Below are 15173 nucleotides of genomic sequence, written 5' to 3'. Positions count from 1 at the left end.
TTGCGATTTATTATCTTTGTAAAAAAATTATCACAATGTCAGCTTTTTATAAATTACAAGTCAAAGAAGTAAAACGTGAAACGGCAAGCGCGGTTTCTGTTGTTTTTAATGTTCCAGCCGAATTACAATCTGCTTATCAATTTACTGCAGGTCAATACATTAACTTAAAACTGACGCTTGACGGACAAGAAATTCGTCGAGCTTATTCAATTTGTTCTTCGCCAGAAAGTGGTGAACTTCGAATAGCAATTAAATCGGTTAAAAACGGAAATTTCTCCAAGTTTGCTAATGAAAATTTGAAAGTTGGTGACATAATTGAAGTTGGTCAACCCGAAGGTAAATTTACATTTGAACCACAAGTTGGAAGACAAAGAAACTACGCAGCTTTTGTTGCTGGAAGCGGAATTACACCGGTGATGTCCATTCTAAAATCGGTTTTACATAACGAAAAAGACAGCACTTTTGTATTAGTTTATGGAAATAAAAATAACGACGAAACGATATTTCATCAAGAATTACATGATTTGCAATTGCAATATGTAGGACGTTTTTTTGTGCATTATGCTTATACTCAAATAAAAGTTGAGAATGAACTTTTTGGCAGAATTGATAAAGCCAATGTGAATTTTGTACTGAACAACAAACACAAGGAAAAAGAGTTTTCTAAATTCTATTTATGCGGTCCAGAAGAAATGATTAATTTGGTTTCTGATGTTTTAAAAGAACACAATGTTGCTGAGAAAAATATCAAATTTGAATTATTTTCAACATCAACTTCGGCAGAAAAAGAAATTGCAACTTCAGAAAATGGTCATACAAAAATCACGGTTTTAGTTGATGGTGACGAAGCAACATTTGAAATGAGTCAGAAGCAAACTTTATTGGAAGCTGCTTTAAAACAAGGCATCGATGCGCCTTATTCTTGCCAAGGCGGAATTTGCAGCAGTTGCTTAGCACGAATTTCAAAAGGTACAGCCGAAATGAAAAAGAACTCTATTTTGACAGATAAAGAAGTCGAAAGCGGATTGATTTTAACTTGTCAAGCGCATCCAACAAGTAGTGAAATATTTGTTGATTTTGATGATGTTTAGTCAGTTGGCTGTGTTCAGATTTCAGTGTTCAGTTGAATAGATTGTGTTTTAATTAATCCGTTAATTTCTGCTCCAGATTCGCAGATTTGTAAAATGGTTTCAAAATTTGAAAAGCTAAATCTTAGAGATTTGTCTTGATAATAAAAATTTATTTGTGAGCTGTAAATTATATCAACATAAATGAAACAAAAATTATATTTCTTTTCTTTAATTGGCTGGTCTATTTCTACTTTAATTGTTTTATTGAACTTATTTGAAATTGACCTGGTAAAAATAATTCCATTACTTTGGATTGTGTTTATCGGTGTTTTTATTTCTAGTGGTTCTTCAATTTTTTATGCAAAAAACAATTCTGTCATAAATGATTATGAATATGATAATAATCAATTTTTAAATTCAGGAATTCCTTTAATTCCATTTTTTGAAAAAGCGCCAAATTGGATTTTAGGAATATTAGGAATAAGTTTTTTTTCGGCAATAATTTTCTTTTCGAAAACCTTTAAAGAAACTGATATATCAAGTTCCATTTTATCGAGTGGTTTTTTTGGAATGTCGATGCTTTTTTATTCAACTTCTATCTTAATTTTCAACAGACTAATAGAGTGGGAAAGAAATGAAGTGGATTGAATCTAATTTTAAAAAAGCGTCAAATTTATCTTCTCCACAACACTTTCCACCGAAATACTTCTCATCACCTCTTCGTAACCTTCAACAGTTTTATTTCCATAAACCGAAGTTGGAAGTAATGGATATTTATTTCTATCAGAAACCAAGCAATTTTCTAAAGGTTGATTAAACGGTGAAAATCCAGCAAACGGATGTGTTGCACCCCAAAGTGTAATGACTTTTATTCCTAACATTGCTGCTATGTGCGCGTTTCCAGAATCCATAGAAAGCATTACATCAAGATTGGAAATGAGTTGTAGTTCTTGTTGTAAATTTATTTTTCCAGCTACTACAATTACATTTTGTTTGCCATTTGAAAACTGATTTAAGATTTCAATTTCCTTTTTTCCACCACCAAATAGGAAGATTTTATTGTTGTTATTTAATGCTAATTCGTCGATTACTTTTTGCATTAAATCGTGCGGATAAACTTTGCTTTCATATTGAGCAAAAGGAGCAATTCCAATCCATTTTAAGTTGCCTTTTTCACCAGAAATTTTCAAAATATCATTTGATAAAATAGCTTTTTCAGGGAAATTTGGATGTGATAAATCTATAGAAAATCCTAGTTTATTGAAGGTTTCTATATGGCGTTCAAACATCGATTTTAATTGTTTGAACTCTTTATTTTCGAGACTTGTTAATGCGGCTTTTTCTTTTCTCCCTTTATCTGTAAACGCAACTTGCTTTCCGTTTAGAGCAAATAATTTTCTAATAAATTTAGAACGCAACACATTATGTAAATCGGCAACTGCATCAATGTTTAGCTTTTTTAAATCGGGAAACAATTTTAATAATCCCCAAAAACCTTTATGACGCTTTTTTACATCAACTTCAAAGAAACTCACATTTTTAATTCCTTCAAAAAATGGTTTGTAAAACGGAATTGAAACAATCGTAATTTTCACACCTTCATTTTGCTCTACAAAAGCTTTAATAACAGGAACTGTCATGGCAACATCACCCATTGCTGACAATCGTATTACTGCTATATGTTGAATTTTTTTTGGCAAATGATGATTTTTAAAACCATAAAGGTATTAAGTTTAATTAAGTTTGCTCCTAATTTTTCTTAATACCTTAATGGCTTGAAACGTACTATTTATTTTTTATTTTGATACAAAATTGGATTCAAATCGTCGTCGTTGTACATTTTCATCTGTTTGTACACTTTCATAAATTTATCTCCATTTTCAATATCAGATAATAAATCGTCGATGGCAGTTGATAAATCGGTTCTTTGTTCTAACAGAACGTTCAATTTTTCTTGACATTTATCTCTGTGTTCTTGAGAAGCTTCTGTACGAGTTGCCTCTTCGTTCATGTGATAAATTTTTAACGCCAAAATTGACAATCTATCCAAAGTCCAAGCTGGAGATTCTGAATTGATTTTTGCAGAAGATTTTACATCAACATGAGCATATTTTTGAAGAAAATAACTGTCAATATATTCTACCATATCGGTACGTTCTTGGTTGGAAGCATCGATTTTTCTTTTCAAAGTTAATGCTGCAACAGGATCAATATTTGGATCACGAATAATGTCTTCGTAATGCCATTGAATGGTATCTATCCAATTTTTAAAATACAATAAATGTTCAATTTTGTCTTTCGGATATGGATTATTAATTGGTTGGTTTACATTGTTGTAAACGTGATAATCCTTAATGCTTTGTTCAAATATAGAATAGGCAAATTTTGAAAACATACTATTATAATTTTTTTACAAATATAGTTTTTATACTTTTGAAAATAGTTTAAAGCTTTAAAAAAGTTTAAAGCTTTAAATCACTTGCCTTTAATTCAAAATTTACTAAAAATGCATATTCATTATATCTCTGAAAATAATAGTATACTCAATCATTTTTTGGCTGAAATTCGCGATGTGATTATTCAAAAAGACAGCATGCGTTTTAGAAAAAATATTGAGCGTATTGGTGAAATTATGGCTTACGAATTGAGTAAAACTTTAGAATATAAATCTATTGAAGTACAAACTCCTCTTGGAATAAAACATACAACAACAGTTGCAGACAATGTGGTTTTATGCTCCATTCTTCGCGCTGGCTTAGCATTGCATACAGGATTTATGACTATTTTTGACAATGCCGAAAATGGATTTGTTTCTGCTTATCGTCATCATCCAAACAACGATGATTATTTTGATATTTTGGTTGAATATCAAGCTGCTCCATCATTTGAAAATAAAAATTTAATTTTAATTGATCCGATGTTGGCAACTGGTCAATCGATTGTTGCTGTGTTTAACAAGTTAATGACAGAAGAAACGCCAAAAGAAATTCATATTGCAGTTGTAATTGCTGCACCAGAAGGAATTGCTTATTTAGAAAAACATCTTCCTAATAACTGTCATCTTTGGGTTGCTGCACTTGACGAAAAACTAAACGAAAAAAACTACATTATTCCAGGTCTTGGTGATGCTGGAGATTTAGCTTACGGAAGTAAATTATAACTGCGTAAAAAAGCAAAATAATGCAGCAGCAATTGATACAAACAAAATAATTTCTTGCTGAATTTTATTTTGTAAATACTCAATCATATTGGTAGCCATAATTGACATTGGTAGAAAAGTAAATACTAAAACCTCATTGCTTTTATTGGTAGATAGGACAAAAATTGCAACTGAAATTACTACTGCAAATAGAATTTTTTTGTAAGAAGCTTGAAGATTTAATGGCTTATTTGTTAATGAAAAAACCGAAGGTAAGGTAAAAAACAATAAAAAAACCACATAAATTGAGAAGGCAATATTTTGATAATCATTTGTAAAATAATCAATTGCATAGTCAATTCCATCAGATGATAAATAGGTGTTTATTGCCGATTTATCAAATAGTAAAGCATAAAGAACAAAAACAATTGATGCTAAAAAAAGCGATACAAAAGGAATTAACCAGTTTCTGTAATCTCTTGAAACGTGAAAAATTATAGAAATATAAACCAAAAAAATAAACAGAATTGCCCAAAAGTGAAATAAACTTGCTACAAAAATCCATAAGGCAGCATCAAATATTTTTTCTTTTGGTGCTTTTAATGTTTGCAAAGAAACCAATCTTCGCATAGACAATAGAATAAAAAAATTGGCTAAAATCAAATTATAATTGTCTAAAACTTTTGGAAAAAACAATAAAAATAAAAAGTAAAAAAGTATTGTGAAGGCACTGTCTTTAGTCAATCCGTTCTTTTTTACAATAAAATTCGATAAAAAAACAGAAGCAAATAAAATCAACAACAATCCTACTTTTTCTCCTATTTGCCATAGTGAATTTGTCCATTTTGTGTCCTGAAATTGATACACAAAAAAGAATAAAATCATCATTATTCCAATGAAAGAATAATTAATTGGTGTAGATTTTTTAAAAACACTTGTTATCATGCGGATATTTTATACTTTTGTGGATGTAAATATAATATCTATTTAAAGATGAAAGCATTTTTTGAAGCAATACAATCACTTTTTGTTGATTTTCTTTTTAAACCACTAGATTGGTTACGTGCATTAGAGTTAGACAGTTGGTTTCTTGCCAATATTGTAAGTTGGATTCTAATGGGAATTTGCGCTTACTACATGATTTACTGGATTAAACAACTACGTAAATTTGACGAAGCTGGAACAGAAAACCAAGATACAACGGCACATTCGTTCTTAAAATAAGTCGAAACCGATATCTTTTCTAAAATACATCTTATCAAAATTTAGTTTATCTATGTTTTGGTAAGATTTTTTTATGGCTTCTTGAAAGCTTTCGCCAAATGACGTAACTGCTATAACTCGGCCACCATTGGTTACAATTTTTCCGTCTTTTAATGTAGTTCCTGCATGAAAAGCAATAGAATCTTCAATGTTTTCTAATCCTGTAATTTCAAAACCTTTTCCGTAATCTTCAGGATATCCGCCAGAAACTACCATTATTGTTGTGGCGCTTCTTTCGTCAATTTCTAATGAAACTTGATCCAAAGTTTGATTTCCAACGGCTTGAAAAAGTTCCACCAAATCCGATTTTAATCTCGGAATAACAACTTCGGTTTCTGGATCGCCCATCCTCACATTATATTCAATAACAATTGGTTCACCTTTTACGTTTATCAATCCTATGAAAACGAATCCTTTATATTCAATACCGTCACTTTGCAAACCAGCGATTGTTGGTTTAACAATTCGAGTTTCAATTTTTTCCAACAAAACGGCATCTGCAAATGGAACCGGAGAAACTGCTCCCATTCCACCGGTGTTTAAACCAGTATCGCCTTCGCCAATTCGTTTATAATCTTTCGCTGTTGGAAGAATTTTGTAATTTTTTCCGTCGGTTAATACAAAACAACTTAATTCAATTCCGTCAAGGAATTCCTCAATTACCACTTTTGCACTTGCCGATCCAAACTTTTCATGAACCAACATATTTCGCAATTCAGTTTTGGCTTCTTCTAAATCTTGAATAATCAAAACCCCTTTTCCAGCAGCCAAACCATCCGCTTTTAAAACGTATGGCGGTTGTAAAGTTTCCAGAAAATAACATCCTTTCTCGACTGTCTCTTTTGTAAAACTATCGTAAGCTGCAGTTGGAATTTTATGTTTGATAAGAAACTCTTTAGCAAATTCTTTGCTTCCTTCCAATTGCGCTCCAACTTTTGACGGACCAATAACAGGAATATGATTCAAAACTGAGTCATTTTTGAAAAAATTATAAATCCCGTGAACCAATGGATCTTCTGGGCCAACAACAACCATGTCAACTTTCTCAGATAAAGCAAATGTTTTTATGGCATCAAAATCTAAAATATCTAAAGAAACATTTGTTGCAATTTGTGATGTTCCAGCGTTTCCTGGAGCTACAAAAAGTTTAGAACATTTGTTAGATTGTAACATTTTCCATGCAAGAGCATGTTCTCTTCCTCCAGAACCAAGTAGTAAAATTGTCATTTTGTGTGTTGTTATGTTGTTTTGCAAAAATAGTTTGTTTTCAAAAGAATTTAAAGCTAATTGGTAGAAAAGTTTTTGTTTTTAGTATTTTTGAACAAAATAGATTTTTTGTGCTCCACCTTTTCAATTTATCGCTCAAACTAAATGGTTTTCCAATGAAGGAAGCAACGTCCGAATTTGAGAAAATTCAAGCCATTTCTGATGCTGATTATGAAGAATATGTTCAATTAAAACGAAAGGAAATTGTTGATTATCATTTAAAAAACACTAAATCATATCAAGAATTTGTTGGAAAATCTGAAATAGAAAATTGGATTGAACTTCCAATAATGACCAAAAAAGATTTTCAGAAACCTTTATCAGAAAGACTTTCAAAAGGATATACAATTAAAAGTGTTTACGTAAATAAAACTTCAGGTTCGAGTGGTGATCCTTTTATTTTTGCGAAAGATAAGTTTTGTCATGCCTTAACTTGGGCAAATATTATCAATCGATTTGGATGGTTTGGAATTGATTTTAATTCGTCTTTTCAAGCACGTTTTTACGGAATTCCTCTTGATTTTATTGGAAATAAAAAAGAACGATTAAAAGATTTTTTTAAGAACAGTTATCGCTTCACCATTTTTGATTTATCGGATGAAGTTCTTGAAAAAGTGTTGCTGAAATTTCAAGATAAAAAATTCGATTACATAAATGGTTATACTTCTTCTATCGTTTTATTTGCTAAATTTCTTCAAAAGAAAAACATTATTTTAAACTCGGTTTGTCCAACGTTAAAATGTTGCGTTGTCACATCTGAAATGCTATTTGAAGAAGATAAAATGTTGATGGAAAAACAATTTGGAGTTCCAATTATCAATGAATACGGCGCTTCCGAATTAGATTTAATAGCTTTTCAAAATCCAGATGATGAATGGCAAGTAAATTCGGAAACGTTATTTGTAGAAATTTTAGACGAAAATAATACTGTTTTACCTTATGGGAAAGAAGGTCGAATTGTGATTACGTCGTTGTATAACAAAGCACATCCGTTTATTAGATATGACATTGGTGATGTAGGAATTCTTGATGAAAAAAGCACGTTCAAAAAACCAATTCTGAAAAAGTTAATTGGACGAACTAACGATATTGCCATTCTTCCAAGCGGAAAAAAAGCACCTGGATTGACTTTTTACTACGTAACCAAAAGCATTATTGAAGACGACGGAAATGTAAAAGAATTTGTGATTAAACAAACAAAAATCGATACTTTTGAAGTAGAATACGTAAGTGAAAAAGCATTAACCGAAAGTCAAATTCTAACTATTGAAAAAGCAATTACAACTTATTTAGAAAGTGGTTTGACGTTTACATTCACTAGAAAAGAAAAATTACAACGAAGTAAAAGCGGAAAATTGAAGCAGTTTGTTTCATTAATAAAATAAAATGAAAATAACCATAATTGCAGGCGCAAGACCTAATTTCATAAAAATCGCACCAATCATTAAGGCGATTGAAAAGCGACAAATTGAAGAGGAAAATCTATCTTTTAGATTAGTTCACACAGGTCAGCATTATGATAAAAACCTCAGCGATACTTTTTTTGAGGAGTTGAATATTCCGCATCCAAATGCAAATTTAGAAGTAAAAAGTGGTTCGCAAGCTGAGCAAACTGGTGCCATTATGGTTGCTTTTGAAAAAGAATTAACTCAAAATCCGTGTGATTTGGTATTGGTTGTTGGCGATGTCAATTCGACTATGGCTTGTGCGATTGTAACCAAGAAAATGAATATTAAAGTGGCTCACGTTGAAGCCGGGATTCGCTCAGGCGATATGACCATGCCTGAAGAAATTAATAGAATTGTAACCGATAGTATTACCGATTATTTCTTTACAACATCAACATCAGCATCAGAAAATTTATTGAAAAATGGTGTTGATTCAGCAAATGTTCATTTTGTTGGAAATGTGATGATTGATACCTTATATCAAAACTTGAATCGAATTTCTGCTCCAAGTTTTTGGGATGAATTTGAATTAGAAACTGGAAATTATATCATTTTAACTTTACATCGACCATCGAATGTTGACGAAGAAAAATCGTTAATCAGATTGTTGGAAGGCATCGATAAAATGGTTGGCGATAAAAAGATAATTTTTCCAATTCATCCAAGAACTAAAGCTATTTTAGGAGAAACTAATTTACATTTGAAAAACATTTTGTTTGTTGAGCCACAAGGTTACTTGAATTTTATGTATTTGATAAAAAATAGCTTTGCAGTGATTACCGATTCTGGTGGGATTTCTGAAGAAACAACAGTTTTAGGAATTCCGTGTTTTACAATGCGAACCACAACTGAAAGACCAGAAACTATTGAAATTGGCACTAATAATTTAGTTGGAATTTCCATAGAAAATTTGACTTTAGAGTTTACAAAATTTCTAGAAAATGGTTTATCTAAAAGAGGAGTTCCTGAACTTTGGGATGGAAAAGCATCCGAACGAATTGTTGATATTTTACTTTCAAAATAATGAAAGAAATTTTAATCATATCGAATTACTATCCGCCAGAAAAAGGAGCTGCTGCCAATAGAATTGAGCAGTTGGCATTGAAATTACATCAAAATAATTATAAGGTTTCTGTAATTTGTCCGTTAGGAAATTATCCTAAAGGTGAATTGTTTCCTGAGTATAAAGGAAAATTTTCGGTTACTGAAAATCGGGATAATATTACGGTAAAACGACTTTGGATTTACCCAAGCGTAAGTAAAAATTTGGTTGTTAGAATTATTTCGGTTTTGTCATTTTCGTTGAGCTTGTTTTTTTATTTATTGTTTAAAAAAACTCCTGAAAAAGTGGTCGTTCAATCGCCACCATTATTACTTTCGTTTATTTCGGTTTTTGTGCTTTCGCTGAAAAATAAAAAAATAATTCTCAACATTTCAGATCTTTGGCCGATGGCTGCAATTGAATTAAAAGCTTTGAAGAAAAACTCTCTTTCTCATAAATTCTCCTTATTTTTAGAACGATTTAACTATAAAAATGCCACTTTAATTATTGGCCAATCGAATGAAATTATATCACATGTAAAATCGTTCTTTCCTGAAAAAAAATGTTTTTTATATCGGAATTTTCCAGATCATAAAGTTGAAAATTTTGATTTAATATTTGAAGAGAATCAGCCTATAAAAATATTTTATGCTGGGCTTTTAGGAATTGCTCAAGGAGTTTTAGAATTGTGTGAAAAAATAACTTTAGATAACTTAAATATTGAACTACATCTCTTTGGTGATGGTGCCGAAAAAAATCAAATAGAAACTTTATTTTCATCAGAAAAGGGCAAAAATATTTTCTTCCATGGTATGATGGAACGAAATGATTTACACGAAAAATTGAAAACTTTTGATATTGCAATAGTTCCGCTAAAAGTTCGAATTTATGGTTCGGTTCCTTCTAAAATTTTTGAATATGGTTCGCTTGGATTTCCAATATTGTATTTTGGCGGTGGTGAAGGAGAAACTATCGTTTTAGAAAATTATCTGGGCTGGGTTGCTTCTGTTGAAAGCTATTCTGATTTGAATTTTCAATTACAATTAATTTCAAAATTGAGTAAATCAGATTTATTTGAAATGAAAAAAAGAATATTTGACGAAAGTAAAAATAGGTTCAGCTTAGATAATCAAATTCAGTATTTAATGAAAAAAGATGTTTTTTAATAGGCCTTTTCTTCACCTTTAAAAATATTAATAACCGTTTGAATTATAATTTTAATATCCATAATTATTGACCAATTTTCTATATAAAAAACGTCAAATTTTACGCGGTTTATCATATCATCATCGGTTTCAATCTCGCCACGATAACCTTTTACTTGCGCCAATCCAGTTATACCGGGTTTTACATAGTGACGCACCATGTATTTTTTAATTTTACTAGCATACGATTTATTTTGCGACCATAAATGTGGTCTTGGACCAACTACAGACATATCACCGATTAAAACATTGAAGAATTGTGGTAATTCGTCAAGGCTTGTTTTGCGCATAAAACGTCCCATTTTGGTAACTCTTGGGTCGTTTCTAGAAGCTTCTTTTTCTGTAGTTCCGTTAACATGCATGGAACGAAACTTGTAACAATAAAATTCGTTTTCATCCAAACCTGGTCTTCCTTGTTTAAAGAAAATTGGACCTTTGGATTCAAGTTTAATTAAAATAGCAATTAATGGCATCATCCATGAAAGAATAAAAATGATGACTAATAATGAAAATAAAATATCAAAACCTCGTTTAATTCCTTTTATGGTTGGATTATGAAGTTGGGTTTTTTGGAGTGATAATACTGGAAATAACTCATAATAATCAATTTTTAAATTCTTGGAAAAAATCTCTTTAGAATCGGGAATGAATTTAATTTGTTTTTTATTATCGTCAGCAAATTCTACTAATTCTTTTAGTTTCTCGTTAGATATTTCATTTAATGAACAATAAATTTCATCGATATTCTTTTCTAAAACAAATTCTTTTAGGTCATCTACTTTACCTTTAATTTCAGCATTTTGTTTTTTATCCGAAAAATAACCTTCAAACCTATATCCATAATCTTTTCTACTTTCGAACACTTCTTTAAGTCTTAATGCTTCTGGAGTATAACCAATAATTATAGCGCTTCTAAAATTATTTTGAGTGATAATTCTATATCTTTTTAAATAGTAAAATAAAAAATATTTGAATAAAATAATAATCACAAAACTACAAGACATGAATATTGCAATAGCTTTTCCACTAAAAATTGCCGTTTTTGCAAAAGGAAAGAAAGCGATCACTACTAATAAAAACAAAGCAGCTTGACGAACCAATTTGGAAATGATTTCTACTGGAGTTGTAAACCTATATACGTCGTAGAACCGTACTATGAAAGCAATAAAAAACCACACAAACGTTTGATATAAAATATAATAAACCATATTCAAATTTAATTCTCTAAAGAAAAATAAACTCAAAATAGTTATAACCAAAACATCAAGAGAGACGCTTATTGGCCTTATATATTTAGAATATCTACCTGTTTGTTGAGCAACCATAAATTAATGAATATAACCTTTAAAATCTTTATGCTCCTCTTTTAAAAGTTCTTCTAAAGACAATGATTTAAAATAAGCATAAGTTAATTTCATGCCTTCATCTCGTTTCACTTTTGCTTCCCAACCTAACAATTCTTTTGCTTTTGTAGTATCTGGTTGACGTTGTAAAGGATCATTTATAGGTAGCGGATGATAAACTACTTTTTGGTTTGTACCGGTTAGTTTAATTATTTCTTCTGCAAAATCTTTGATGGTAATTTCGTCTGGATTTCCAATATTTACAGGATATGCGTAATCAGAATGTAATAATCTAAAAATTCCTTCCACTTGATCGGTCACATAACAAAAAGAGCGTGTTTGCATTCCATCTCCGAAAATAGTTAAATCTTCTCCGCGAAGTGCTTGCCCAATAAATGCAGGAATTACACGACCATCGTTTAGTCGCATTCTTGGACCATAAGTATTGAAAATTCTAACAATTCTTGTTTCAACACCATGAAAGGTATGATATGCCATTGTTATTGATTCTTGAAAGCGTTTTGCCTCATCATAAACACCTCGTGGTCCGATGGTGTTTACGTTTCCATAATAATCTTCGGTTTGAGGATGAACTAATGGATCTCCATAAACTTCAGATGTTGATGCTATTAGAATTCTAGCTTTTTTTACACGTGCCAAACCTAAAAGATTATGCGTTCCTAATGAACCAACTTTAAGTGTTTGAATTGGAATTTTTAAATAATCTATTGGACTTGCAGGCGAGGCAAAGTGAAGAATATAATCTAGATTTCCGGGAACGTGAACAAATTTAGTAACATCGTGATGATAGAATTCAAAATCTTTATGTTTGAAAAGATGTTCAATGTTTTTTAAATCTCCGGTAATAAGGTTGTCCATTCCAATAACATAATATCCTTCGGCAATGAAACGATCACAAAGATGCGATCCTAAAAAACCAGCAGCACCGGTAATTAAAATTCTTTTCATATGTTTTTAAATTTCTTTTTTAAATTTTGAAGCTATCATGTTGGTGTTTAAAAGACAATATAACATGGTGAAAAATACTACACCTCGTTGTCTCCATAAAAATGACTCTGTCAAAAATAAACTTATCATTAGAACTGCAAAAGAAAAATGTATAAAATCTTTGTTTTTAATTGCTGTTTTTAATGTTAAGAGGACAATTATTATCAAAAGTATAAATCCAAACACTCCTAAATCGGCAAAATTTTGTACGTATTGATTGTGAAAATTAAATCTTTCATAACCAGGATACAAATTATGTTCAATTCTTTTTTCTTTTATTTTTTCCCGAGATGCATTTAATCCGAAACCTGTAAAAAAAATATTCTCCTCGTGTAGTAACTCTTTAAAAATTCTAATTTGATATACTCGTAAAGCTGTCCCCGAAAAATAATCGTTGTGGCGAAATCTATCTTTATTCCAAGCATCATTTATGGTGACATTATAAACTGGTCCCTTATCTGACATGGAATTGTTGATAGTTTTTTCTGTTGCAGTAGATTGAATTTCAATTTCAAAGCGCTCTTTAATTTTACTGAAAAAAAATATTGAAGTGGCAATAAAAAGTATTAAAAATAGATAAATATAATTTTTTTTAATAGTGTTTTTTCTATTGAAAAATGCATAAATCAACAACAATATAATAAAAGTTATAATAATATTTTTGGAAGAAAGTAAGATTGTAACCGAAGTTAAAATAACAATAGCAACTTTATCAAATGTGCTCTTATTGATTTTTACTAAAAAATAAAAAAGGCTTACCACACAATAAACTGAAACGTGAATTGCATTTAGGTCTAATGTTACTAATTCATGATAGAAAAAAACGGATACATCATTTGTAAGAAAATATCTTACAATTGCTTTAATGAGATAAAAAATACAGAATCCGAAAATGGCATGACTAAAATAACTAAGAATTTTAAGTTTTTCTGAATTGCTAAATTGAATTATAAAAAAGCAAAATGGAATTAATAAGAGAGGTAATTCTTTAGAAAGTGCTTCAAAAGTTATTTTAAAATCTATTGTCCAAACAATAGATAATGCCATTAAAAAATAGAGTGCAATAGGATAAATTAAGATTTTTTGAAAGCTGAATTTATAATTTCTAGAACTGAAAATTGTTGATAATACAAATACTCCAACTGCAATACTATTGAAAATATATGGTAACGGTATGGTAACTAAAACTAAAGCTGCGAGTAAAATAAATAGATTATTTTTTCTTTCCTCTTGCCAAGCAGTCATCAAGTAATTGTAAATATTGCCCATTAATTTTATCCCAATTGAAATCTTTAATTATTGCTTGATAGTTGTTTTGAACCATTGGCAAGTTATCACTTTTTTTTATAGTTTCTAAAATATTCTTTACTTCTTCTGGATTACAAAAGTAATAGCTGTTTTCTTTTAGAATTCCCTTGTTAAAATCGTTGTTGTGTGCTATAACTAACGCTTGTGATGCCATGGCTTCTAATAGTGAAGGATTAGTTCCACCAACAGAATGACCGTGAAAATAGAGTTTAGAAAAATAGCGCAAATTGTTAAGATGTTCTAAATTATAAATTCCGCCTAAGAAGTTAATATTATTGAAGTTCTTATATTTATTTTTTAAGTATTCACCATACTTTGTATCGTGTTTTCCTATTACAAGAATGGGAGTTTTATCACTAGAAATACTTACCCCTTCAAGAACCATGTCTAAATTATTTTCTGGTTCGAAACGAGCCATAATCATGTTGAAGTTTTCTTTTTGAACGCCGTACTGTTTTAGAATTTCTTCAGTTGGATTATTAAATGGATGCGCGCCGTAAGCTATATAGGTTGATTCTTTATTGTATTTTTCTTTTAGAAATTTTTCAATTCCTAATGAATCAGAAATTAAATAGTCACTTGAAATTGCTGCTAATCTCTCGGCAAATTTTAGAAACTGTTGTACTGGCTTAGAATACTTTGTTCGCTTCCACTCTAAGCCGTCCATATTGGTTACAATAATTGATTTTTTAGGTAAAAGAAAATACCAAACCGAATTACTAGTATAACCTAATTGAAGAATGATATCAAAATCTCTTTTGCGAGAATCCATTATGCAATTATAGTCATAAATAAACTGTCCAAAAGTGCCGTATTTATATTCGGGATCATGCTGATGAATTATATTTACACCATGAAATGTCTTTTCTTGAAACTTATGATTGTGTGAATTGTAGCAATAAACTTCATGCCCTTTTTCTACAAGATAAACCGAGAAAAACTCTGCAAATTGCTCAAAACCTCCGTAATAATTGGGTATTCCTCTTGTTCCTAATATGGCTATTTTCATGCAATGGTGTTATCGATTGCAAAAGTACATTTTTTATAAATAATTTAACAAATGAATTTAAAAAAGTGAGAG

The 15173-nt window shown here is 30.4% G+C and carries 15 protein-coding genes; 7 read left to right on the top strand and 8 right to left on the bottom strand.

Features of this window, described 5'->3' with window-relative positions:
- The first annotated feature begins 35 nt into the window (after positions 1-35).
- Entirely contained in the window at positions 36-1091 is a 1056-nt protein-coding gene (locus LG45_RS03750; protein ID WP_035124562.1) for a ferredoxin--NADP reductase, read from the top strand.
- Positions 1092-1271: 180 nt separating this feature from the next.
- Complete coding sequence (locus tag LG45_RS03745; RefSeq protein WP_035124560.1) at positions 1272-1718, top strand: hypothetical protein; 447 nt, start codon at positions 1272-1274, stop codon at positions 1716-1718.
- 8 nt (positions 1719-1726) lie between these two features.
- Here the strand turns inward: LG45_RS03745 and LG45_RS03740 are convergent, their stop codons facing one another.
- Both LG45_RS03740 and LG45_RS03735 read right to left on the bottom strand, forming a co-directional pair.
- Positions 1727-2725 (bottom strand): glycosyltransferase family 9 protein, encoded by a 999-nt coding sequence (locus LG45_RS03740; protein WP_052087507.1) that lies wholly within the window; start codon positions 2723-2725, stop codon positions 1727-1729.
- A 134-nt stretch (positions 2726-2859) separates the two neighbouring features.
- Positions 2860-3465: a DUF4254 domain-containing protein gene (locus LG45_RS03735; protein WP_035124558.1), complete on the bottom strand. Its 606-nt coding sequence runs from the start codon at positions 3463-3465 to the stop codon at positions 2860-2862.
- A 111-nt stretch (positions 3466-3576) separates the two neighbouring features.
- Here LG45_RS03735 and upp point away from each other — a divergent pair, with 111 nt between their 5' ends.
- Entirely contained in the window at positions 3577-4230 is a 654-nt protein-coding gene (gene upp, locus LG45_RS03730; protein WP_035124556.1) for a uracil phosphoribosyltransferase, read from the top strand.
- Here the strand turns inward: upp and LG45_RS03725 are convergent.
- Positions 4225-5154, bottom strand: coding sequence for a DUF6427 family protein (locus LG45_RS03725; RefSeq protein WP_035124554.1), 930 nt, complete (start codon positions 5152-5154; stop codon positions 4225-4227). The genes upp and LG45_RS03725 overlap by 6 nt on opposite strands.
- Before the next feature lie 48 nt (positions 5155-5202).
- Between LG45_RS03725 and LG45_RS03720 the strand changes: the two genes are divergently transcribed.
- On the top strand, positions 5203-5433 hold the full coding sequence (locus LG45_RS03720; protein ID WP_035124553.1) for a DUF6341 family protein: 231 nt from the start codon (positions 5203-5205) through the stop codon (positions 5431-5433).
- Here the strand turns inward: LG45_RS03720 and purD are convergent.
- Positions 5425-6699 carry a phosphoribosylamine--glycine ligase gene (gene purD, locus LG45_RS03715; protein WP_035124550.1) on the bottom strand — a complete coding sequence of 425 codons (1275 nt, stop codon included), beginning with the start codon at positions 6697-6699 and terminating at the stop codon, positions 5425-5427. The genes LG45_RS03720 and purD overlap by 9 nt on opposite strands.
- A 110-nt stretch (positions 6700-6809) precedes the next feature.
- On the opposite strand from purD, the gene LG45_RS03710 reads away from it, so the two are divergent.
- Genes LG45_RS03710 through LG45_RS03700 form a run of 3 tightly spaced genes read left to right on the top strand, consistent with a single transcriptional unit; the run spans position 6810 to position 10394 of the window.
- A complete protein-coding gene (locus LG45_RS03710) occupies positions 6810-8123 on the top strand; it encodes a phenylacetate--CoA ligase family protein (RefSeq protein WP_035125343.1) in 1314 nt (437 codons plus the stop codon).
- A 1-nt stretch (position 8124) separates the two neighbouring features.
- Positions 8125-9210, top strand: a complete 1086-nt coding sequence (gene wecB, locus LG45_RS03705) for a non-hydrolyzing UDP-N-acetylglucosamine 2-epimerase (protein WP_035124547.1) — start codon at positions 8125-8127, stop codon at positions 9208-9210.
- Entirely contained in the window at positions 9210-10394 is a 1185-nt protein-coding gene (locus tag LG45_RS03700; RefSeq protein ID WP_035124546.1) for a glycosyltransferase family 4 protein, read from the top strand. The genes wecB and LG45_RS03700 overlap by 1 nt, the downstream gene beginning before the upstream one ends.
- Here LG45_RS03700 and LG45_RS03695 read toward each other — a convergent pair.
- From LG45_RS03695 to LG45_RS03680, 4 genes are read right to left on the bottom strand one after another with little or no spacing between them, the layout of a single operon-like run.
- Positions 10391-11758: an undecaprenyl-phosphate glucose phosphotransferase gene (locus LG45_RS03695; RefSeq protein WP_035124545.1), complete on the bottom strand. Its 1368-nt coding sequence runs from the start codon at positions 11756-11758 to the stop codon at positions 10391-10393. The genes LG45_RS03700 and LG45_RS03695 overlap by 4 nt on opposite strands.
- 3 nt (positions 11759-11761) lie before the next feature.
- Entirely contained in the window at positions 11762-12745 is a 984-nt protein-coding gene (locus LG45_RS03690) for a UDP-glucuronic acid decarboxylase family protein (RefSeq protein WP_035124544.1), read from the bottom strand.
- Positions 12746-12751: 6 nt separating this feature from the next.
- Positions 12752-14053, bottom strand: coding sequence for an O-antigen ligase family protein (locus tag LG45_RS03685; RefSeq protein WP_081932030.1), 1302 nt, complete (start codon positions 14051-14053; stop codon positions 12752-12754).
- Positions 13998-15101 carry a DUF1972 domain-containing protein gene (locus LG45_RS03680; RefSeq protein ID WP_035124542.1) on the bottom strand — a complete coding sequence of 368 codons (1104 nt, stop codon included), beginning with the start codon at positions 15099-15101 and terminating at the stop codon, positions 13998-14000. The genes LG45_RS03685 and LG45_RS03680 overlap by 56 nt, the downstream gene beginning before the upstream one ends.
- Positions 15102-15173: the final 72 nt, after the last annotated feature.

This window comes from Flavobacterium aquatile LMG 4008 = ATCC 11947, assembly GCF_000757385.1.
Taxonomy (GTDB): Bacteria; Bacteroidota; Bacteroidia; order Flavobacteriales; family Flavobacteriaceae; genus Flavobacterium; species Flavobacterium aquatile.
Note: the sequence above shows the minus strand (reverse complement) of the source record. Positions and strands in the feature narration are given on the sequence as shown.